At 70.9% G+C, this 18809-nt stretch carries 23 protein-coding genes; 16 read left to right on the top strand and 7 right to left on the bottom strand.

The window, feature by feature from the left end:
- Positions 1-303: 303 nt before the first annotated feature.
- Both GCE65_RS05910 and GCE65_RS05915 read right to left on the bottom strand, forming a co-directional pair.
- Complete coding sequence (locus GCE65_RS05910) at positions 304-1326, bottom strand: heme A synthase (protein ID WP_228760133.1); 1023 nt, start codon at positions 1324-1326, stop codon at positions 304-306.
- 49 nt (positions 1327-1375) lie between these two features.
- On the bottom strand, positions 1376-2026 hold the full coding sequence (locus tag GCE65_RS05915; protein ID WP_153877735.1) for a response regulator transcription factor: 651 nt from the start codon (positions 2024-2026) through the stop codon (positions 1376-1378).
- 230 nt (positions 2027-2256) lie between these two features.
- Between GCE65_RS05915 and GCE65_RS05920 the strand changes: the two genes are divergently transcribed.
- On the top strand, positions 2257-3477 hold the full coding sequence (locus GCE65_RS05920; protein ID WP_228760189.1) for a sensor histidine kinase: 1221 nt from the start codon (positions 2257-2259) through the stop codon (positions 3475-3477).
- Positions 3478-3513: 36 nt separating this feature from the next.
- On the opposite strand, the gene GCE65_RS05925 is transcribed toward GCE65_RS05920, so the two are convergent.
- Positions 3514-4293, bottom strand: a complete 780-nt coding sequence (locus GCE65_RS05925) for an ABC transporter permease (RefSeq protein WP_152818711.1) — start codon at positions 4291-4293, stop codon at positions 3514-3516.
- A complete protein-coding gene (locus GCE65_RS05930; RefSeq protein ID WP_153877737.1) occupies positions 4290-5132 on the bottom strand; it encodes an ABC transporter ATP-binding protein in 843 nt (280 codons plus the stop codon). Before GCE65_RS05930 ends, GCE65_RS05925 begins: the two co-directional genes overlap by 4 nt.
- 168 nt (positions 5133-5300) lie before the next feature.
- On the opposite strand from GCE65_RS05930, the gene GCE65_RS05935 reads away from it, so the two are divergent.
- The 14 genes from GCE65_RS05935 (at position 5301) to GCE65_RS06000 (ending at position 16570) form a co-directional block, all read left to right on the top strand.
- Positions 5301-6026, top strand: coding sequence for a metalloregulator ArsR/SmtB family transcription factor (locus GCE65_RS05935; protein ID WP_152818713.1), 726 nt, complete (start codon positions 5301-5303; stop codon positions 6024-6026).
- Complete coding sequence (sufB, locus tag GCE65_RS05940) at positions 6023-7450, top strand: Fe-S cluster assembly protein SufB (protein ID WP_152818715.1); 1428 nt, start codon at positions 6023-6025, stop codon at positions 7448-7450. The genes GCE65_RS05935 and sufB overlap by 4 nt, the downstream gene beginning before the upstream one ends.
- Positions 7450-8721: a Fe-S cluster assembly protein SufD gene (sufD, locus tag GCE65_RS05945; protein ID WP_153877738.1), complete on the top strand. Its 1272-nt coding sequence runs from the start codon at positions 7450-7452 to the stop codon at positions 8719-8721. The genes sufB and sufD overlap by 1 nt, the downstream gene beginning before the upstream one ends.
- Positions 8718-9071, top strand: coding sequence for a non-heme iron oxygenase ferredoxin subunit (locus tag GCE65_RS05950; RefSeq protein ID WP_152818718.1), 354 nt, complete (start codon positions 8718-8720; stop codon positions 9069-9071). The genes sufD and GCE65_RS05950 overlap by 4 nt, the downstream gene beginning before the upstream one ends.
- 18 nt (positions 9072-9089) lie before the next feature.
- The gene (sufC, locus tag GCE65_RS05955) at positions 9090-9845 is read left to right on the top strand and encodes a Fe-S cluster assembly ATPase SufC (RefSeq protein WP_153877739.1); all 756 of its coding nucleotides are present in this window, start codon (positions 9090-9092) and stop codon (positions 9843-9845) included.
- A 2-nt stretch (positions 9846-9847) separates the two neighbouring features.
- Positions 9848-11176 (top strand): SufS family cysteine desulfurase, encoded by a 1329-nt coding sequence (locus GCE65_RS05960; protein ID WP_228760134.1) that lies wholly within the window; start codon positions 9848-9850, stop codon positions 11174-11176.
- Positions 11173-11676, top strand: a complete 504-nt coding sequence (sufU, locus tag GCE65_RS05965; RefSeq protein WP_152818722.1) for a Fe-S cluster assembly sulfur transfer protein SufU — start codon at positions 11173-11175, stop codon at positions 11674-11676. Before GCE65_RS05960 ends, sufU begins: the two co-directional genes overlap by 4 nt.
- Positions 11669-11995, top strand: a complete 327-nt coding sequence (locus GCE65_RS05970; protein ID WP_194164987.1) for a metal-sulfur cluster assembly factor — start codon at positions 11669-11671, stop codon at positions 11993-11995. The genes sufU and GCE65_RS05970 overlap by 8 nt, the downstream gene beginning before the upstream one ends.
- 4 nt (positions 11996-11999) lie before the next feature.
- Positions 12000-12527: a gluconokinase gene (locus tag GCE65_RS05975; protein WP_153877741.1), complete on the top strand. Its 528-nt coding sequence runs from the start codon at positions 12000-12002 to the stop codon at positions 12525-12527.
- 67 nt (positions 12528-12594) lie between these two features.
- Positions 12595-14169, top strand: a complete 1575-nt coding sequence (locus GCE65_RS05980; protein ID WP_370460221.1) for an ABC-F family ATP-binding cassette domain-containing protein — start codon at positions 12595-12597, stop codon at positions 14167-14169.
- A gap of 24 nt (positions 14170-14193) precedes the next feature.
- Entirely contained in the window at positions 14194-15096 is a 903-nt protein-coding gene (locus tag GCE65_RS05985) for a hypothetical protein (RefSeq protein ID WP_153877743.1), read from the top strand.
- Between the two features lie 114 nt (positions 15097-15210).
- On the top strand, positions 15211-15528 hold the full coding sequence (locus tag GCE65_RS05990; RefSeq protein WP_153877744.1) for a type VII secretion target: 318 nt from the start codon (positions 15211-15213) through the stop codon (positions 15526-15528).
- Complete coding sequence (locus GCE65_RS05995; protein WP_153877745.1) at positions 15525-16250, top strand: hypothetical protein; 726 nt, start codon at positions 15525-15527, stop codon at positions 16248-16250. The genes GCE65_RS05990 and GCE65_RS05995 overlap by 4 nt, the downstream gene beginning before the upstream one ends.
- Positions 16247-16570 carry a hypothetical protein gene (locus tag GCE65_RS06000; RefSeq protein ID WP_153877746.1) on the top strand — a complete coding sequence of 108 codons (324 nt, stop codon included), beginning with the start codon at positions 16247-16249 and terminating at the stop codon, positions 16568-16570. Before GCE65_RS05995 ends, GCE65_RS06000 begins: the two co-directional genes overlap by 4 nt.
- A gap of 47 nt (positions 16571-16617) precedes the next feature.
- Here GCE65_RS06000 and GCE65_RS06005 read toward each other — a convergent pair whose 3' ends face one another.
- Genes GCE65_RS06005 through GCE65_RS06015 form a run of 3 tightly spaced genes read right to left on the bottom strand, consistent with a single transcriptional unit; the run spans position 16618 to position 18009 of the window.
- Positions 16618-17502, bottom strand: a complete 885-nt coding sequence (locus GCE65_RS06005; RefSeq protein WP_153877747.1) for an SURF1 family protein — start codon at positions 17500-17502, stop codon at positions 16618-16620.
- Complete coding sequence (locus tag GCE65_RS06010) at positions 17499-17702, bottom strand: hypothetical protein (RefSeq protein WP_152818730.1); 204 nt, start codon at positions 17700-17702, stop codon at positions 17499-17501. Before GCE65_RS06010 ends, GCE65_RS06005 begins: the two co-directional genes overlap by 4 nt.
- Positions 17683-18009: a DUF3099 domain-containing protein gene (locus GCE65_RS06015; protein WP_152818732.1), complete on the bottom strand. Its 327-nt coding sequence runs from the start codon at positions 18007-18009 to the stop codon at positions 17683-17685. The genes GCE65_RS06010 and GCE65_RS06015 overlap by 20 nt, the downstream gene beginning before the upstream one ends.
- Before the next feature lie 72 nt (positions 18010-18081).
- On the opposite strand from GCE65_RS06015, the gene fabG reads away from it, so the two are divergent.
- Positions 18082-18792: a 3-oxoacyl-ACP reductase FabG gene (gene fabG / locus GCE65_RS06020; protein WP_153877748.1), complete on the top strand. Its 711-nt coding sequence runs from the start codon at positions 18082-18084 to the stop codon at positions 18790-18792.
- Positions 18793-18809 lie beyond the last annotated feature (17 nt).

The raw sequence follows: 18809 nt of genomic DNA on the forward strand, positions 1-18809 counted from the left end.
GAACTTCCCTGGTCGGTGGGAACGGGAAGGTGCCCCGCTCCGGGTGCTGCGCTGTGAGCGGGGAGCTTCCTCGGTCGGTGGGAACGGGAACGTGCCCCGCTTCGGGCGCTGTGTCGTGAGCGGGGAACTTCCCTGGTCGGTGGGAACGGGAGAGTGCCCCACTTCGGGTGCTGCGCTGTGAGCGGGGAGCTTCCTCGGTCGGTGGGAACGGGAACGTGCCCCACTTCGGGTGCTGCGCTGTGAGCGGGGAGCTTCCTCGGTCGGTGGGAACGGGAACGTTCCCCACTCCGAGGGGCCGGTGCGTCAGGCAGGCCGGCGCGCGGCGTTGCGGTGTTCTGTGGGGCGCCGGAGCCGCAGCACGGCGTTCGTGACCGCGGCGATGACCAGGCCCGATCCCAGCAGGTGCAGGCCCACGAGGATCTCCGGCAGGCCCGTGAAGTACTGCCAATAGCCGATCCCGCCCTGCACCAGCACGGCCAACGCGACCCAGCGCAGGGCCCGGTACGCCTCGGCGAGGTCGGGATCCGCCCGGCGCTGCCGGCGCAGCGCGGAGGCGTAGAGGATCGCGACGCCGACGAACAGCCAGACCGAACCGGAATGGGCGCGGGTGACGAGCAGCGGGTCGAGCGCGAAGCGATAGCCGACGTCGGCGTCGCCCGAATGCGGTCCGGCACCGGTGACGACGACGCCGAGGGTGACGATGATCGCCGTCAACAGGCTCATGGCCCCGGCGAGGACGGGCACGGGCGAGGCGGCGACGGAGCGCATCGGCCCGTCGCCGCGGCGCCAGCGCACGAGCGCCCACGTGCTCACCCACACGAGCATCGCCGAGAAGAAGAAGTGGAAGCCGACGATCGCCGGGTTCAGATTCGCGATCACGGTGATCGCGCCCATGCCGGCCTGCACGAGCACGAGGAGCACGGGTACGAACGCGAGCCACACCATGCCGCGGGAGCGGCTGCGCCGGTGGGTCCACACCGCCAGGAACGCAGCGATCGCCACGAGCACGACGACGACCGAGACGACCCGATTGCCGAACTCGACATAGGGGTGGAACGTGGCCTCGCCGTGGAACACCGGCGTCATGCGCCCGGGCTCACACTGGGGCCAGGTGGAGCAGCCGAGGCCGGAGCCGGTGAGACGGACCGCGCCGCCCGTGACGATGATCGCCAGCTGCATCACGAGGTTCGCGATGAGCAGGCCCGTGACCAGGCGGACGCCCGGAACCCAGCCGCGCGGTGCGGGATCCAGTGGACCGGCAGAGCCGGCAGGGCCGGTGGGGCCGGTGAGACGGCCGGCGGGGGCTGGGGGCAAGGACTCGGACACAGTCAGTGATTATCCCATGTGGGGTCGCGGGGCAGCGCCCGCGGGCAGGTCAGAGCGTGACCAGACCAGAGCGCACGGCGTGGATGAGTACCTGGACCCGGTCGCGGACCGACCACTTGTTCATGATCCGGCTCATGTTCGCCTTGATCGTGGCCTCGGACAGGGACAGCTCCTGGGCGATCTCCGAATTCGACATGCCCTGCGAGAGCAGGGTGACGATCTCCTGCTCGCGGTCGGTCAGCCGCTCCGCCGAGGACTCGCCGTGCTGCTCGCCGCTGTCGAGGATGACGCTGATGAGGTCCCGGGTGATCTGGGGGGAGAGCACCGACCGGCCCTCGTGCACGTCGACGATCGCCTTGATGATCTCGTCGGGTGCGGTGTCCTTGACGAGGAAGCCCGACGCGCCGGCCCGCAGCGCCGCGACCACGTGACTGTCGGAGGAGAACGTCGTGATCGCGAGCACCCGTGAGTCGGGGCAGCGCTCACTCAGCTGCGCGGTGGCCTCGATGCCGTTGAGCTGGGGCATCTGAATGTCCATGAGCACGACGTCCGGCTGCAGCCGAACGCATTCCTCGATCGCATCGGCGCCGTTCGTCGCCTCCCCGACCACCGCGGTCGCCTCCGCGCGATCGACGAAGATTCTCAGCGCGTGACGGACCAGGGCTTCGTTGTCGACGATGAGTACGCGAATCTTCTCCACCCGAGCAGCGTAGTGGACCGGTGGGCCGACCGGTTCGCGACGACCGTCTATGTCGATCGGGTGGAGTCCGCGCGGTCGCGCTGCTAGCTTTGGGGCGATGAGTGGAATATCGCTACTCACAGTCGTCTAATGAAGGGCTGATCGAAATGTTTGGTGTCGTGCCGATGGGTTTCTGGACGTGGCTCTGCGAGGCCTCGGGCTTCTGTAAGTGATCTGAAAGCTTGAGCGAGGTGCACCGCCGAGGTGATACTCGCGTCGGCGGGCCCTCGTCCCTCACGGAGCCCGGTGACTCGCTCGACGTGGTGGTCGAGCCCCGCGGGTCGTGGCGTGATTTCTGGTCGTTCACGCCGCTCAACAAGTACGGCCGGATAGCGCTCGCCGCCATCGTCGGCGTCGCGTTGTTGTCGAACGCCGTCATCACGCTCAGCTCCGAGTCCGATCTGGCGAAGGCCCTGGCCGAGATCGGCCTCCTCGTCGCGGTCGGGACGTTCGCCTGGCGGCCACCCGCCGCGGCCGTCGCCATGGCGTTCGCCGGCTTCTTCCTCATGAACACCCCCGTGAGCGGGCCGTATGTGCTCGCGCTCGCGGTCGTGGCCGGGCTCGTCGTGCTCACGTGCCGGCCGAGGCTCAGCGCCGGCTACCTCGTCGCCCTCGTGGGCTGGGCCGTCGTCGTCGACATTACCGGTGACACCTTGGCCGAGGGGGCTGCGTTCGGAATCGTGGCCGTGGGGCTGGCCTCCGCGGGGGTCGGCTGGGCGCTGCGGAGCAGCAAGCACCGCGAGGAGGCCCTCGCCGCCGACGTCGACCGGCTGACCATCGAGGCGGCCCGGGCGATCCGGGAGGAGCGGGACCGGATCGCGGACGAACTGCACAACATCATCGCCCACGACATCACGATCGTGGTCATGCACGCCCGCACGCTCGAGCTCCTCGACGACTCGGCGGAGCGGAAGCACTCGACCGAGGTGATCATCACCGCCGCCTCGCAGGCGCTGACCGATATCCGCCGGATGCTGCACATCGCCCACGGAACCACGACCTCCTCTCCCGACGCGGACGCGGGCGACGAGGCGATCGTCGACACGCTCCGGTCGATCCGGCAGGAACTGACCGACCTCGGGGCGCGGGTCGAGTTCTCCGTGCCCGAGCAGCTGACCGTCTCGAACGCGATCAACGCCACCCTGCGGCACGTGGCCCGCGAATGCGCCACGAACATCATGAAACACGCCCCGGGGTCGCCGGCGGTGCGGGTGTCCCTGGTCGAGGCGACCGGCACGGTGTCGCTGACGATCGCCAACGCCCCGGATCACGGCCGGGGACGACGCTCCGGCGCCGCGACCGGGTACGGGCTCGATAGGATGGCGCACCGGGTCACGCTCCTGGGCGGCACGTTCGAGACCGGGATGAAGGGCACGTACTGGGTCGTCAGCGCGACCGTGCCGGTCTCCTGACGGCGGCCGGGCGGCAGCGGGCCGCCGGGGAGCGGCTCACGACCAGCGGAACAGCCGCACGCACGCCCAGGTGAGCAGCGCCGTCCAGGCGGACAGCACGAGAATCGGCCACACCGACCAGTCCCCGTGACCCAGCGCGAGGCGCAGCCCGTCGCCGAGCGCGCCCGAGGGCAGGGCCGAGGTCCAGGCGCCGCCGGGCAGGAGGATGCCGCCGCCCGCCAGCAGCAGCACCCACAGCAGATTCGCCCCGGCGAGCACCGCCTCGGCGCGGAGCGTGCCGGCGAGCAGCAGCGCGAGGGCCGTGAACGCGGCGGTGCCGAGCACCATCGACACGAGCGCCGCCGGGATGCCGGCGAGCGCGGGCCGCCAACCGAGCGCGAGCGAGATCCCGCCGAGCACGACCAACTGGACCACCTGGACCGCGACGACCGCGACGATCTTCCCGCCGAGCAGCCCACCGCGCCCGAGCGGGGTGGTGGCGAACATCCGCAGGGCACCGGCGCGCCGGTCGAAGCCGGTGGCGATCGCCTGGCCGGTGAACGCACTCGACATGACCGCCAGTGCGAGCACGCCGGGCGCGACGACGTCGATGCGGGCGAGTCCGCCGTCCGTGGGCACGTCGACGACCGTCGCCTCGGCGAGGAACACGAGCAGGAGCGCGGGCAGGACGAGCGAGAGCAGGAGCTGCTCACCGTTGCGCAGCGTGGTGCGCGCCTCGTAGCCCGCGTGGCTGAGCACGCGCCGCAGCGGATTCGCGGCCCGGCCCGCCGGGGGGAGGGGATGGTCGAGTCCCGGTGCCGCGGGGGAGGTGGTCATCGCAGGGTCCGTCCGGTCAGGTCGAGGAAGACGTCCTCGAGCGTGCGCTCGGAGACGGCCAGGCCGCGATCGGCCGCCCACTCGAGCAGGGAGCGCTGATCCGCCGGGGTGATGTGGCCGTTCACGCGCAGGCTGCGCACGGCCTGCCCGATCCGGGGCCCCTCGAGGGCCGTGAGTTCGCCGATCGTGCCCGTGGCGACCACGTGGCCGCCGTCGATCACGACGACCTGGTCGGCGAGCTGCTCGACCTCGTCCATGAGGTGGGAGGTGAGCACGATCGTGGTGCCCTCGTCGCGCAGGCCGGCGACGATCTCCCAAACGGCGCGCCGGGCGGCCGGGTCGAGGCCGGCGCTCGGCTCGTCGAGGAAGAGCAGCTCGGGTCGGCCCACGAGCGCGATCGCCAGGGCCAGGCGCTGGCGCTGGCCTCCCGAGAGGCGGCGCACCGGGGTGCGGGCGAACGCGTCGATCCCGAGGCCCGCGGCCAGATCGTGCACCGGCCGGGGGTGGGCGTAGAGGGCGGCGACGTGGCGCAGCAGCTCCATCGGGCGGGCCTGGCCGGGCAGGCCGCCGTCCTGGATCATCACCCCCACCCGGGGGCGCAGCAGGTGGGCGTCGCGGGCGGGATCGAGGCCGAGCACGCGAACCCGCCCGGAGTCCGCCCGCTGCAGCCCCTCGCAGATCTCCATGAGCGTGGTCTTGCCCGCGCCGTTCGGGCCGAGGACCGCCGTGATCCGGCCGGGTGCCGCCTCGAAGGACACGCCGGCCAGTGCGGTCACCGAGGAGAACCTGCGGACGACGTCGCGCACCTGCACGCTCGGGTCCGGGGGAGAGGTGGTCACCGCCTCAGCTTAGGTGCGCGCGCGGGCGGCCGACGCCGCCGCCCGTGTGCCCCAGGGCACACCGGCTTAGGGTGACCTTGCTTGCGTAAACCCATTAGGGAAACAAGAATGTTGACTAATTCGCCCCGGTCACCGGCTCCGGGACGAGCAGCGTGAGTGGAGGTGCGTATGACTGCGGAACCGACCGCCCCGGCCGGGGGCGACGTGGAGCTGGTCGACACCGACGCGGGCACGCGCGATCGGGTGCTGCGACTCATCGTCGAGCGGGGGCCGATCACCGCCGCCGATCTCGCCGAGCTCCTCGATCTGACCTCGGCCGCGATCCGGCGTCACCTGAGCGGTCTCGAGGCGGCCCGCGAGGTGCGGGTGCAGGACGAGGTCGCCGGCGCCAAGCGCGGCCGCGGGCGACCGGCGAAGCGCTACGTCGCGGCCCCGGACGCCAAGGTCGGCGGCCTCGGCACCGAGTACGCCGAATCGGCGCTCGCCGCCCTCGAACAACTGAACGACGCCCTCGGCCCGGAGGCGATCACGACGTTCGCCCGCGGCCGGGCCGATCGCATGGGCGAGCGCTACGCCGCCGCGATCGAGGCCGCCGGCGACGACCTGACCGCCAAGGCCCGGGCGCTCGCCGACGCACTCTCCGAGGACGGCTACGCGGCCACGGTGCGGCCCATCGGCGACGGCATCGCCGTGCAGGTGTGCCAGGGCCACTGCCCCGTGCTGCGCATCGCCACCGCCCACCCCGAACTCTGCGAAGAAGAGACCCGCATGTTCTCCGAGTTGTTGGGCGTGCACGTCCAGCGCCTGGCCACCCTGGCCGGCGGGGAGCACGTCTGCACGACCCATATACCGGTGATGTTCCCGACGCACAAGGACACGAAGGACGACGCATGAGCACCAACACTCAGCCCATGACCCAGGATGAGATCCTGGCGTCGATCGGGCAGTACAGCTACGGCTGGCACGACGACGACACCCACGGCGCGAACGCCGAGAAGGGGCTGTCCGAAGCGGTCGTGCGCAACATCTCCGCCAAGAAGGACGAGCCCGAGTGGATGCTCAAGCGGCGGCTGCGGGCCCTGCGGCTGTTCGATCGCAAGCCCGTGCCCACGTGGGGAAGCGACCTGAGCGAGCTCGACTTCGACAGCTTCAAGTACTTCGTGCGCAGCACGGAGAAGCAGGCCACCTCCTGGGAGGACCTGCCCGAGGACATCAAGAACACCTACGACAAGCTCGGCATCCCGGACGCGGAGAAGCAGCGCCTCGTCGCCGGGGTGGCCGCCCAGTACGAGTCCGAGGTGGTCTATCACCAGATCAACGAGGAGCTCGAACGTCAGGGCGTCATCTTCCTCGACACCGACACCGCGCTCAAGGAGCACCCGGAACTCTTCGAGGAGTACTTCGGCACGGTCATCCCCGCCGGTGACAACAAGTTCGCCGCGCTCAACACCGCCACCTGGTCCGGTGGATCGTTCGTGTACGTGCCGCCGGGCGTCCACGTCGAGATCCCGCTGCAGGCCTACTTCCGGATCAACACCGAGAACATGGGCCAGTTCGAGCGCACGCTCATCATCGCCGACGAGGGCTCCTACGTTCACTACGTCGAGGGCTGCACCGCCCCGATCTACAACACGGACTCGCTCCACTCGGCGGTCGTGGAGATCGTCGTCAAGAAGAACGCCCGGGTGCGCTACACGACCATCCAGAACTGGTCGAACAACGTGCTCAACCTCGTGACCCAGCGCTCGACCGTGGCCGAGGGGGCGACCATGGAGTGGATCGATGCGAACATCGGCTCCAAGGTCACGATGAAGTACCCCGCCTGTTACCTCACCGGGGCGCACGCCAAGGGCGAGACCCTCTCGATCGCGTTCGCCGGCGCCGGCCAGCACCAGGACACGGGCGCGAAGATGGTCCACATGGCCCCGCACACCTCCTCGACCATCGTGTCGAAGTCGGTGGCGCGCGGCGGCGGACGCGCCTCCTACCGCGGCCTCGTGCAGGTCCTCGACGGGGCCGACTCGTCCAAGTCGACCGTGCTGTGCGACGCCCTGCTCGTCGATCAGGTCTCCCGCTCGGACACGTACCCGTACGTGGACGTGCGCGTGGACGACGTCGAGATGGGTCACGAGGCGACCGTCTCCAAGGTGAGCGCCGACCAGCTGTTCTACCTCATGTCGCGCGGACTCGACGAGGCCGAGGCCTACGCGATGATCGTGCGCGGCTTCGTGGAGCCGATCGCCCGCGAACTCCCGATGGAGTACGCCCTCGAACTCAACCGCCTTATCGAACTGCAGATGGAAGGGGCCGTCGGCTGATGTCGACCGTTACTCAACAGAACCTCAGTACCGACCACTCCCGCCAGCAGGAGGACGGCGCGCACAGCCACGTCGGCGGCGAGACCGCCTCCTCCACCTCCCGCGCGGATCGGCTCAGCTCGTTCGAACTCGCGGACTTCGCGCTGCCCACGGGCCGCGAGGAGGAGTGGCGCTTCTCCCCCGTGCGGGCCCTGCAGGGCATGTTCGCCGCCGAATTCGGCGGCACCGCACCCGAGGTCGAGGTCACCGCGGCCGACGGCGTCCAGGTCGAGCGCGTCGGCGCCGACGACCCGCGCCTGGGCCGGGCCGGCGTGCCGTCCGACCGGATCGCCGCCGCCGCCTGGGAGGGCCGCGGCGAGGCCTGGGTCGTCACCGTGCCCAAGTCGCACGTGGCCACCTCCGAGACCACGGTCGCGGTCCGCGGCCGGGGCAAGGGCGCGAGCGTCGAACACCTGACGATCATCGCCGAGGAGCTCTCCGAGGCGACCGTCGTGATCGACCACACCGGCACCGCCGAACTCGCCCAGACGGTCGAGATCGTGCTCGGTGACGGCGCCCAGCTCAACGTCATCTCCGTGCAGGACTGGGACGCCGGCGCGGTCCACGCCTCCGCGCAGCGCGCGGTCGTGGGGCGCGACGCCCGCCTCCACCACATGGTCATCACCCTCGGCGGCGACGTCGTGCGGCTCACCCCGGAGGCGTCGTTCTCGGGCCCCGGCGGCGAGGTGCAGCTCGACGGCATCTACTTCTCCGACGCCGGACAGCACCAGGAGCACCGCCTCTTCGTGGACCACGGCGTTCCCAACTGCCTCTCCCGGGTCGCCTACAAGGGCGCCCTGCAGGGCAAGGACGCGCGTTCGGTCTGGATCGGCGACGTGCTCATCCGCAAGGAGGCCGAGGGGACCGACACCTACGAGCTCAACCGCAACCTCGTGCTCACCGAGGGCGCGCGGGCGGACTCGGTGCCGAACCTCGAGATCGAGACCGGCGAGATCGAGGGGGCCGGTCACGCCTCGGCGACGGGGCGCTTCGACGAGGAGCAGCTGTTCTACCTGCGGGCCCGGGGCATCCCCGAGGACGCCGCACGCCGCCTCGTGGTCCGCGGCTTCTTCGCGGAAATGATCGCCAAGATCGGGGTCGCCTCCGTGGAGGAGCGCATCCTCGCCGCGATCGAGGAGGAGCTCAACACGGCGATGGGCCGGGTGGCCGACCTGTCCAGCGAGCTCGACGACGAGATCGGTCGAGCGATCGAGGAGGGCCTCGAGAAATGACCGCCCAGGTGGTCGCCCTCCGGGAGGACCTGGAACCGGGGGAGACCCTCAAGCTGGAACTCGATTCCGATACCGGCGACCTCGTCGAGGTGGCGCTCGCGCGCGCCGACAGCGGCGAATACTTCGCCATCGGCGACGTGTGCTCCCACGGTCAGGTCTCCCTCTCCGAGGGGGAGATCGACGGCTACACCCTCGAGTGCTGGTTGCACGGTTCCGTGTTCGACCTGCGCAACGGATGGCCGCTCGTGCTGCCCGCCACCCGCCCCGTACCGACCTACCCGGTGAGCTTCGACGGCGACAAGGTCCTCGTCGACATCGACAATCCCGTCATCGCCCCCAAGCCTGCCTGAACCACGAGAAAGTCAGATATGTCTACTCTTGAAATCCGTGACCTGCGCGTCGCAGTCGAGACCCCCGAAGGCACCAAGGAGATCCTCCGCGGTGTCGACCTGACCATCAACAGCGGCGAGACCCACGCCATCATGGGCCCGAACGGCTCGGGCAAGTCGACCCTCGCCTACGCCATCGCCGGGCACCCGAAGTACGAGGTCACCGGCGGGTCGATCACGTTCGACGGCGAGGACGTGCTCGCGATGACGGTCGACGAGCGCGCCCGCGCCGGCGTCTTCCTCGCCATGCAGTACCCGGTCGAGGTCCCCGGGGTGAGCGTCTCGAACTTCCTGCGCACCGCGAAGACCGCGATCGACGGCAAGTCCCCGGCGCTGCGCACGTGGGTCGGCGACGTCCGGGAGGCGATGGCGAACCTGCGCATGGACCCGGTCTTCGCCGAGCGCAACGTGAACGAGGGCTTCTCCGGCGGCGAGAAGAAGCGCCACGAGATCCTCCAGATGGAGCTGCTCGAGCCGAAGATCGCGGTGCTCGACGAGACCGACTCCGGCCTCGACGTCGACGCGCTGCGCGTCGTCTCCGAGGGTGTCAACCGCATCAAGGGCAAGACCGACATCGGGATCATGCTCATCACGCACTACACGCGCATCCTCAACTACATCAAGCCCGACTTCGTGCACGTGTTCGTCGAGGGCCGCATCGCCGAGCAGGGCGGGGCCGAGCTCGCCGAACGTCTCGAGAACGAGGGCTACGACCGGTACCTGGCGAAGGCCTGACCGTGCTGCCCACCGCGCACCGACCCGACCGGCTCACGGCCGCCGAACTCGCGGCCGTCCGGGCGGACTTCCCCGTGCTGGAACGGGCGGTGCGCGGCGGCCGGCCGCTCGTCTACCTCGACTCCGGGGCCACCTCCCAGAAGCCGCGCTGCGTGCTCGAGGCGGAGGAGGACTTCTACCTCCAGCGCAACGCCGCGGTGCACCGCGGCGCCCACCAGCTCGCGGAGGAGGCGACCGAGGCGTACGAGGACGCCCGCGCCCGGCTCGCGGGCTTCGTCGGCGCCGCGCCCGGCGAGGTCGTCTGGACCAAGAACGCCACCGAGGCGATCAATCTCGTGGCGAACGCCTTCATCACCACCTCGGCCCTACCGGGTGGTGACGCGGATCCGCTCTTCCGGCTGCGCGCGGGCGACGAGATCTGCGTGACCCGGGCGGAGCACCACGCCAACCTCGTGCCCTGGCAGCACGTCGCGGCCCGCACCGGCGCGACCCTGCGCTGGCTCGACGTGCGCGCGGACGGGCGCATCGACCTCGACACCCTGTCGGCGGTCAACGAGCGCACTCGGGTCGTGGCCTTCACCCACGTGTCCAACGTGACCGGGGCGATCACCCCGGTCGCCCCGATCGTCGCGGCCGCCCGGGCCGTCGGCGCCCTCACGGTGCTCGACGCCTGCCAGTCCGTGCCCCACCTGCCGGTGGACGTGCGCGCGCTCGGCGTGGACTTCGCCGCCTTCTCGGGCCACAAGATGCTCGGCCCCACGGGCATCGGCGCCCTCGTCGGCCGCGCCGACCTGCTCGAGGCCATGCCGCCCTTCCTGCTCGGCGGATCGATGGTCGAGGTGGTCACGATGGAGACCACCACCTTCGCCGCCCCGCCGGCCCGGTTCGAGGCCGGCACCCAGATGATCGCCCAGGCCGTCGGCCTCGCCGCCGCGGCCGAGTATCTCGACGAGCTCGGCATGGCGGCCGTGGCCGCCCATGAGCACGAGCTCGCCACTCAACTGCTGGACGGCATCGCGGAGATCCCCGGCGTGCGGGTGCTCGGCCCGGTCGATCCGGTCGATCGGATCGGCACGGTCGCGTTCACGGTCGAGGGGGTCCACCCCCACGACGTCGGTCAGCTCCTGGACGACGCGGGCGTCGCCGTGCGCGTCGGTCACCACTGTGCCCAACCACTGCACCGCGCCCTCGGCGCCCCGGTCTCGGCCCGCGCCTCGACCTCGATCTACAACACGGCGGCCGAGATCGACGTGTTCCTCGAGCAGCTCGCGCGGGTGCGACCGTTCTTCTCCGGGCGCGTGAACTCCGTGGGATCGGCGGGTGCGCGATGACCACGATGGACCAGCTCTACCAGCAGGTCATCCTCGACCACTCACGCGAACGGCACGGCGAGGGTCTCGAGCCCGCGAGTTCGGGGGAGTCCTTCCAGGTCAACCCCACGTGCGGCGACGAGGTGCGGCTGCAGGTGCACCTGACGGCGGCGGGCGACCGGATCGACCGCGTCACCTGGGAGGGGCAGGGGTGCGCGATCTCGCAGGCGTCGACCTCCGTGCTGGTCGACCTCGTGGACGGGGCGGAGCTCGCCACGGCCGACCGCCTCGGCGAACTCTTCCGAGACATGATGCACACCCGCTCCGGGCCGCCGGCGGCTACCGTGGAACACCTGGGCGACGGCGCCGCCTTCGCCGGCGTGGCCAAGTACCCTGCTCGGGTCAAATGCGCGATGCTCGGATGGGTCGCCCTGCGCGATGCCACGGCCCGCGCGCTGGCAGCGGCCGATCCCTCATCGACACCCGAAAACAGCACCGACACAGGAGAACCTCATGAGTGAAGTAGTGGACGCGGTCCCCACCGCGGCTGATGTCGAGGAGGCCCTCCACGACGTGATCGACCCGGAACTGGGGATCAACGTGGTCGATCTGGGCCTCATCTACGGCGTGACGATGGAGAACAACGTCGCCGTCATCGACATGACCCTCACCTCCGCCGCCTGCCCGCTCACGGACGTGATCGAGGACCAGACCGCCCAGTCCCTCGAGGGCATCGTCGCCGGGCACCGCATCAACTGGGTCTGGATGCCGCCGTGGGGCCCGGAGAAGATCACCGACGACGGGCGTCAGCAGCTGCGTGCGCTCGGCTTCAACGTCTGATCCGGTGAGCGATCCCACGAAAGCGCCGACCGCCATCGTGGTCCTCGGCGTGAGCGGTTCCGGCAAGACGACCATCGCGAGCGCGCTCGCCGACTCCCTCGACCTCGACTTCCGGGACGCGGACGACCTGCACTCACCGGCGAACCGCGCGAAGATGGCCGCCGGGCAGCCGCTGACCGATTCCGATCGCCGGCCCTGGCTCGATGCCGTGGGCGGGGCCCTGGCCCGAAGCGAACGCGGAGTCGTCATCGCCTGCTCGGCCCTGCGGCGCGTCTACCGCGACCGGTTGCGCGAGGCCTGCCCGCGCGTGCGGTTCGTGCACCTGGACGGCGATCAAGGCCTGCTGCTGGAGCGCCTGAACGCCCGCGCGGACCACTTCATGCCGCCCGAGCTGCTGCAGTCCCAATTCGACACGCTCGAGCCGCTCGAGCCGGACGAGTCGGGCTTCGTGGTCGACGTCACGCCGCGGCCCGAGGAGATCCTCGCGACGATCCGCGCTCGCCTCGGCGCCGTCCGGGTGGGGAACGCCTGAGCACGGCACGAGGCCGCGGCGGCGGGCCGGTAGGATCGCAACAGTGATCATCGCCAGCAACGTCCAGATGCGCATCGGCGCCCGCGAACTCCTTCGGGAGGCAACCTTTCGGATCAATGCCGGCGACCGGATCGGTCTGGTCGGGCGCAACGGCGCCGGAAAGACCACGCTGACCAAGATCCTCGCCGGCCAGGGGCAGGCGACCGGCGGCGATATCCAGGTGACCGGCGACGTCGGGTACCTGCCCCAGGATCCGCGGACCGGCGATCTCGACGTGCTCGCCCGCGACCGGGTGCTCTCGGCCCGTGACCTCGACCAGGTGATCCGGCGGATCCGCCACGCCGAGGAGCAGATGGCGAGCACGGACGGCGCCGAGCGGGACAAGGCGATGAATCGCTACGTCCGCCTCGACGCGGAGTTCACCGCCCAGGGCGGCTGGGCGGCCGAATCCGAGGCCGCTCGGATCACCTCGAACCTGGGATTGCCCACCCGGGTGCTCGAGCAGCCCCTCGGAACGCTCTCGGGTGGCCAACGCCGGCGGGTCGAGCTGGCCCGGATCCTCTTCTCGGATGCGGGAACGCTCCTGCTCGACGAGCCGACGAACCACCTCGACGCCGACTCGATCGAGTGGCTCCGCGGCTTCCTCACGAGCTATTCCGGCGGCTTCATCGTCATCTCTCACGACACCGGTCTGCTGCGCGCGACCGTGAACAAGGTGTTCCACCTCGACGCGAACCGCGCCGAGCTCGACGTCTACAGCCTCGGCTGGGACGCCTACCTCGCCCAGCGTGAGACCGACGAGCGCCGCCGGAAGCGGGAGCGGGCGAACGCGGAGAAGAAGGCCGCGACCCTGCTCGCCCAGGCCGACAAGATGCGGGCCAAGGCCACGAAGGCGGTGGCCGCCCAGAACATGGCCCGCCGGGCCGAACGGATGCTCGCCGGCACCGAATCGACCCGCACGGCGGACCGGGTGGCCAAGCTCCGCTTCCCCGACCCGGCCCCGTGCGGGCGCACGCCGCTCCAGGCCGCCGGGCTGTCGAAGACCTACGGCTCGCAGGAGATCTTCACCGACGTCGACCTGGCGATCGACCGGGGCTCCAAGGTCGTCGTGCTCGGCCTCAACGGCGCCGGCAAGACCACGCTGCTGCGCCTCCTCGGCGGGGTCGAGGGGCCCGACACCGGCGAGATCCTGCCCGGCCACGGGCTCAAGATCGGCTATTACGCCCAGGAGCACGACACCCTCGACATGTCCCGGACGGTCGTGGAGAACCTGCGCACGGCCGCCCCGGACCTGACCGACACGCAGGTGCGCAGCGTGCTCGGGTCGTTCCTGTTCTCCGGCGACGACGCCGACAAGCCCGCGCGGGTGCTCTCCGGCGGCGAGAAGACCCGCCTCGCGCTCGCCACCCTCGTCGTCTCGGCCGCGAACGTGCTGCTGCTGGACGAGCCCACGAACAACCTCGACCCCGCCAGCCGGGAGGAGATCCTCGCGGCGCTGCGCTCGTTCACCGGGGCGGTGGTGCTCGTGACCCACGACGAGGGAGCCGTGCGCGCCCTCGAGCCCGAGCGGGTGCTGCTGCTCCCCGACGGCGACGAGGACCTCTGGAACGAGGGGTACCTCGAACTCGTTTCGCTCGCCTGACCGGATCGACGAACGGACACCCGCATGAGCGAGGCGATCACCCCCCTGCAGGGCAACGCCCGAGGTGAGGGCTGGCACCTGCGGAGCCGGCGCATGCTCCTGCTGCGGATCCTCGCGCCGGCGGTCGGCGCTCTGCTCGCCGGTTCCGCCGTCGTCGGATTTCTCGACGGCGATACCGGGGTCGGCGCACTGGCTGCGGTGGCCGCGTTCGGGGCCGTCTTCGCGGCGATCCCGTTCGTCATCACGCCCGGGCCCGCCGGTCCGGCCCGGCGGGTGCGCCGGGACGGGGTGGACGGGTTGCTCCTGCCCGCACCCGCCCTCGGTCCCGGTGCCGTGCTCGTCTTCGGCGTCCTGGGCACGCTCTTCCTCATGGCGGCGGTCGCCGCGGTCGTCATGGCCGCCGGTGGCGGGGTGATCGTGCGCTCGAGCATCGGGCGGCCGATGGCCACCCCCGTCGGCGCCGTCGTCTGTGGCGTGTTCGCCGTCCTCTTCCTCGCGGCCACCGTCGCCATCGTCCGGTCCCGGCGACGGGACCGCGGCCTCGTGCTCACGGCCGAGCGGATCCACCTCCCCGGGGGAGTGACGATCCCGTGGGCGGCCGTCACCGAGATCTCCCCGCGCTGGGCACGGGCGGGGGCCGGGCCCGCGGGCGGCGGGCCGGTGACGAATTGGATCGTCTTCCACGTCCCGGCCGGCACGGTGCCCGCCGACTCCCGGCTCGTGCGACAGGCGGCGAGGATCACGGGCCTCGAGCTGCCGATCGTCGACGTCGCGCTCGTGCCCGCGCCGCCCGCCGCCGTCCTGGCGATCCTGCGCCACTACGTCGATCATCCCGGTGATCGGACGGAGTTGGCCATGGTCGGCAGGGTCGGCACGGCCCCCGCCATCGCGCGGTACGAGCGCGAAGTCCTACGCTCCGGCGCATAGACCCGCGCCGCCGGCCATGGGTACTCGTGCCCATTCCGGTCGTCTGGCACCGGGTGCGATCCTGGAACGGACACAGGCCTCGCGGCTGCGGCCGCGACCGACGAAGGGCGTGAGGTGGCCGATCTGTACGTGGACCCGGAGGCGATCACACGCTTCGCACAGGCCGTCGGTGATCCCGCCGGCCTGTCGAGCGACGCGTCGCGGGGCCAGACCTACCATTCGAGCTGGTGTCGCGTCCCCGGGGGATCGAGCGGGATCTTCGCGAACTTCACCGGAATCGCCGAGGGCGCCTACGCCGCGGTGGACGAGGCGCTCACGCACCTGCGCACCGTGCTGCGGGACACGGGGAGGGAATTGGCGGCGTCGGCCGAGTTCTACGAGAACACGGACCATCACACGGCCGCCGAGATGGACCGGACGTATCCGGCATGAGCGCGCCCGCAGATCTGCTCGTCTACCCGAGCGACGACGAGGTCATCCCCGACCTGGCCGAGTTCATCGTCTCCAGCATGGGCACGATCCTCAGCCCTACGGCCTGGGTGCGGTTCATCATGGACAAGGTCTTCGACTGGGATCCGCTCACGGAGGTGCTCAAGCACTTCTCGGGCGACTGGAACGCCGTCGCCCAGTCCGGCCGCGCCTACGAGCACCTCGCCGAGTTCGCGGACGCGGTCGGCGCCGAGGTCGGCTCCGAGACCCGCAAGGTCCTCGCCGACTGGGAGGGGAACGCCGCGGATGCGTCGTCGGCCTACATGACCGGCACGCTCGTGCCCGCCCTGGGCGACCTGGCGGCCTCGGTCCGCAAGGTCGGCACGGATTACAAGGCCGTCTCGGTCGGGATGCACCGGACGGCGATGCTCTGCAACGACGGCATCAATACGGCCATCGACTTCATCATCGTCGCGGCCGCATCGGCCGCGGCCGGGGCCGCCACGTCCTGGACCGGCATCGGCGCCCTCCTCGGGGGCGGCGGCGCGGCCGCTGCGATCGTCAAGGCGTTGACCGGTGTCAAGGCGGCGTCGAACGCGTTCGGGGCGGCCCAGGCCCTCATCGACGGTGCCGCGGGCATCATCCCCGGCTACCTCGGCGCGATTCACGGCTTCCAGGAGGTCGACCTGCCCGGCGGCTACGACCATGCGCAGGTGGACCGATGAGCCGGGGCCCCGAGGACCCCGCGACCCCGCTGCTCGGGTCCGTGCCCGTGGGCAGCCCTGCGCACCGTCAGCTGAGCGAGGCGCTGCGCGCCCTGCGCGAGCAGGCACCCGACGAGGAGACGGCGGCGCTGTACGACGACATCCTCGCCGGGCGCCGATCCGCCCGGGACCTGGTGACCTCCGAGGCGTTCAACCGGGCGGCCGAGGCGGGCCTGCAGCGATACGAGGAGCGGCTCGCGGACATGAGTCCGCAGGAGCGTGAGCGGTTCGAGCAGCGGGCGGCACGGGAGGCGGAGGGCCTCGATCACCCCCGGCCCTGACCCTCGCCCCCGGCGCCACCCTCATCGAGCGCGCGGGCAGGTGAGGGTCAGCGGGCCGGGTCCTCGCCGAGCTGGGCGTCGATGAGGGCGTCCTCCTCGTCGATGTCGCGGGAGCGGCGCCGCGTCGGCGGTGCCTCCCCGGCCTCCATCGCCGACTCCCGCCGCGCGAGGATGACCAGCCCCACGAGCGCGCCGAGCGAGAACGTCCACCACTGGAACGCGTACGACAGGTGTGAGCCGAGGTCCTCCTCCGGCTCCGGGAAGGACTCGAGCCCCGCCTGCGCGGGACCGGGCATCGCCATGAGGTAGCCCGCGGTCTCGAGGCGGCCGGCCGTGCCCGCGTCGCCGTCCGCCTGTTCCAGTCCGGCCGCCGCGAGCACCTGGTGCGGGTTGATCACGAACACCTGCTCGTCGCGGATCCCGCGGTCCGAGGCCTCCTCGGCCGGCCGTAGCCGCCCCGTGACGGTGACCTGCCCGCTCGGTGGGGCGGGGTCGGCGTCGTCGGAGGACCAGTCGATGGGGTGCCAGCCGCGGTCGACGACGACGTACGCGCCGCTGCCCGCGACCTCGAGCACGCCGAGCAGGTGGTCGCCGGCCGAGCCGAGCACGCCGCGTTGCGGAAGCACGACGGTCTCACCGACGAACTCACCGGATACCTCGACGGGGCTCCATTCACGGTCCGGATCGAACGGCTCGTCCAGCTCGTCGGTGAGCCCGACCGGCGCCGAGTCGTAGTTGGCCGCCACGAGCTCGAGCGCACGCGCCTTGCCCTCGTACCGGTGGAACTGCCACCGCCCCAGGAGCAGGCACGTGAGGCTCACGACGAGGGCGAGCGCGATGATCCCGAGCCATCTGCTCGAGCGCAGGAAGGCGTAGGAGCGCCCGGTCGAGGTCGCGTTCGAACGGGGATCGGGGAGCCGGGCGTCACTCATTCACGCGGAAGCTCCGAGGCGGGGATCACTTCCACGAGGAAGCTTCGGGCGCTGAGGAAGGAGGCGAGGGTGTCGCGGTGGTCCTCGCACGCGAGCCAGGTCTTGCGGCGCTCGGGGGTGTGCAGCTTCGGGTTGTTCCACAGCACCGCCCAGGTCGCCGCGGTGCGGCACCCCTTGCGGCTACAGATCAGGGCTTCCATCGTCGTCCTCCGGTCGGCTCTCGGGTCCCGGCCGGTTGTCCGCGGGGCCGCTCTCGATCGTGTGGTTGTCCAGGTATGTGCTCGGTACGACCCGCCGCTCTGCTCCGGAGTTCGCATAGACGACGGCGATCCAGGGGAGGAGGATCGACCCGATCAGGAAGACGATCGACCACCAGTTGTGCACGAGGATCGCGAGGAAGAAGAACACCATCCGGATGCCCATCGTCCACAGGTAGCGCACGACGCGATCGTGTTGCTGCTCGGCCTGGCTGCGCCCGGCCGAGGTGATCGCATGTACGTGCCGCACTCTTGTAGGTTACGCCAGTAGCCTGGGACCTCAGGACGGCAGAACCAGAAGAAATGGGCGGATCGAGAAGACATGACAGCACCCCGTAGCGTGGTCATCACCGGTGCGAACCGTGGCATCGGCCGCGCCATCGCCGAACGCTTCGTGGCCGCCGGCGACTCGGTGGCGACGATCTACCGCAGCGGCGACCTGCCGGACGGCGTGTTCGGGGCCGTGGCGGACATGCGCGACACCGCCGCGATCGACGCCGCGTTCACCGCGATCGAGGAGCATCAGGGCGCACCGACCGTGCTCGTCGCCAACGCGGGCATGAACCGGGACACACTCCTCATGCGGATGAGCGACGAGGACTTCACCGACGTGCTCGACGTCAACCTCACCGGCACGTTCCGCTGCGTGCGCCGCGCCAGCAAGGGGATGATCCGTGCGCGGGCGGGGCGGATCGTGCTCATCTCCTCGGTCGTGGGTCTCTACGGCTCCCCGGGGCAGGTGAACTACGCGGCCTCGAAGGCGGCGCTGGTGGGAATGGCCCGATCGATCACCCGCGAGCTCGGCGGCCGGGGCATCACCGCGAACGTCGTCGCGCCCGGCTTCATCGAGACCGCGATGACCGGCGAGCTTCCGGAGGCCACCCAGAAGACCTACCTGGCCGCCATCCCGGCCGGCCGCTTCGCACAGCCCACCGAGGTCGCCGCCGCCGTCGAGTTCCTCGCCTCGCCCGAGGCCGGCTACATCTCCGGCGCCGTGATCCCGGTCGACGGGGGCCTGGGCATGGGGCACTGACCACCACTCGAACACAG

Origin of the sequence: Pseudactinotalea sp. HY158, assembly GCF_009660225.1 — a bacterium.
GTDB lineage: Bacteria > Actinomycetota > Actinomycetes > Actinomycetales > Beutenbergiaceae > HY158.

What these genes read in the sequence shown, in the direction of transcription:
- GCE65_RS06010 (WP_152818730.1), bottom strand. Translation starts at nt 17,702, where the DNA reads ATGGAAGCCCTGATCTGTAGCCGCAAGGGGTGCCGCACCGCGGCGACC.
- sufC (WP_153877739.1), top strand. Translation starts at nt 9,090, where the DNA reads ATGTCTACTCTTGAAATCCGTGACCTGCGCGTCGCAGTCGAGACCCCC.
- fabG (WP_153877748.1), top strand. Translation starts at nt 18,082, where the DNA reads ATGACAGCACCCCGTAGCGTGGTCATCACCGGTGCGAACCGTGGCATC.
- GCE65_RS05970 (WP_194164987.1), top strand. Translation starts at nt 11,669, where the DNA reads ATGAGTGAAGTAGTGGACGCGGTCCCCACCGCGGCTGATGTCGAGGAG.
- GCE65_RS05950 (WP_152818718.1), top strand. Translation starts at nt 8,718, where the DNA reads ATGACCGCCCAGGTGGTCGCCCTCCGGGAGGACCTGGAACCGGGGGAG.
- sufB (WP_152818715.1), top strand. Translation starts at nt 6,023, where the DNA reads ATGAGCACCAACACTCAGCCCATGACCCAGGATGAGATCCTGGCGTCG.
- GCE65_RS05925 (WP_152818711.1), bottom strand. Translation starts at nt 4,293, where the DNA reads ATGACCACCTCCCCCGCGGCACCGGGACTCGACCATCCCCTCCCCCCG.
- sufD (WP_153877738.1), top strand. Translation starts at nt 7,450, where the DNA reads ATGTCGACCGTTACTCAACAGAACCTCAGTACCGACCACTCCCGCCAG.
- GCE65_RS05985 (WP_153877743.1), top strand. Translation starts at nt 14,194, where the DNA reads ATGAGCGAGGCGATCACCCCCCTGCAGGGCAACGCCCGAGGTGAGGGC.
- GCE65_RS05935 (WP_152818713.1), top strand. Translation starts at nt 5,301, where the DNA reads ATGACTGCGGAACCGACCGCCCCGGCCGGGGGCGACGTGGAGCTGGTC.
- sufU (WP_152818722.1), top strand. Translation starts at nt 11,173, where the DNA reads ATGACCACGATGGACCAGCTCTACCAGCAGGTCATCCTCGACCACTCA.
- GCE65_RS06000 (WP_153877746.1), top strand. Translation starts at nt 16,247, where the DNA reads ATGAGCCGGGGCCCCGAGGACCCCGCGACCCCGCTGCTCGGGTCCGTG.
- GCE65_RS05995 (WP_153877745.1), top strand. Translation starts at nt 15,525, where the DNA reads ATGAGCGCGCCCGCAGATCTGCTCGTCTACCCGAGCGACGACGAGGTC.
- GCE65_RS06005 (WP_153877747.1), bottom strand. Translation starts at nt 17,502, where the DNA reads ATGAGTGACGCCCGGCTCCCCGATCCCCGTTCGAACGCGACCTCGACC.
- GCE65_RS05980 (WP_370460221.1), top strand. Translation starts at nt 12,595, where the DNA reads ATGCGCATCGGCGCCCGCGAACTCCTTCGGGAGGCAACCTTTCGGATC.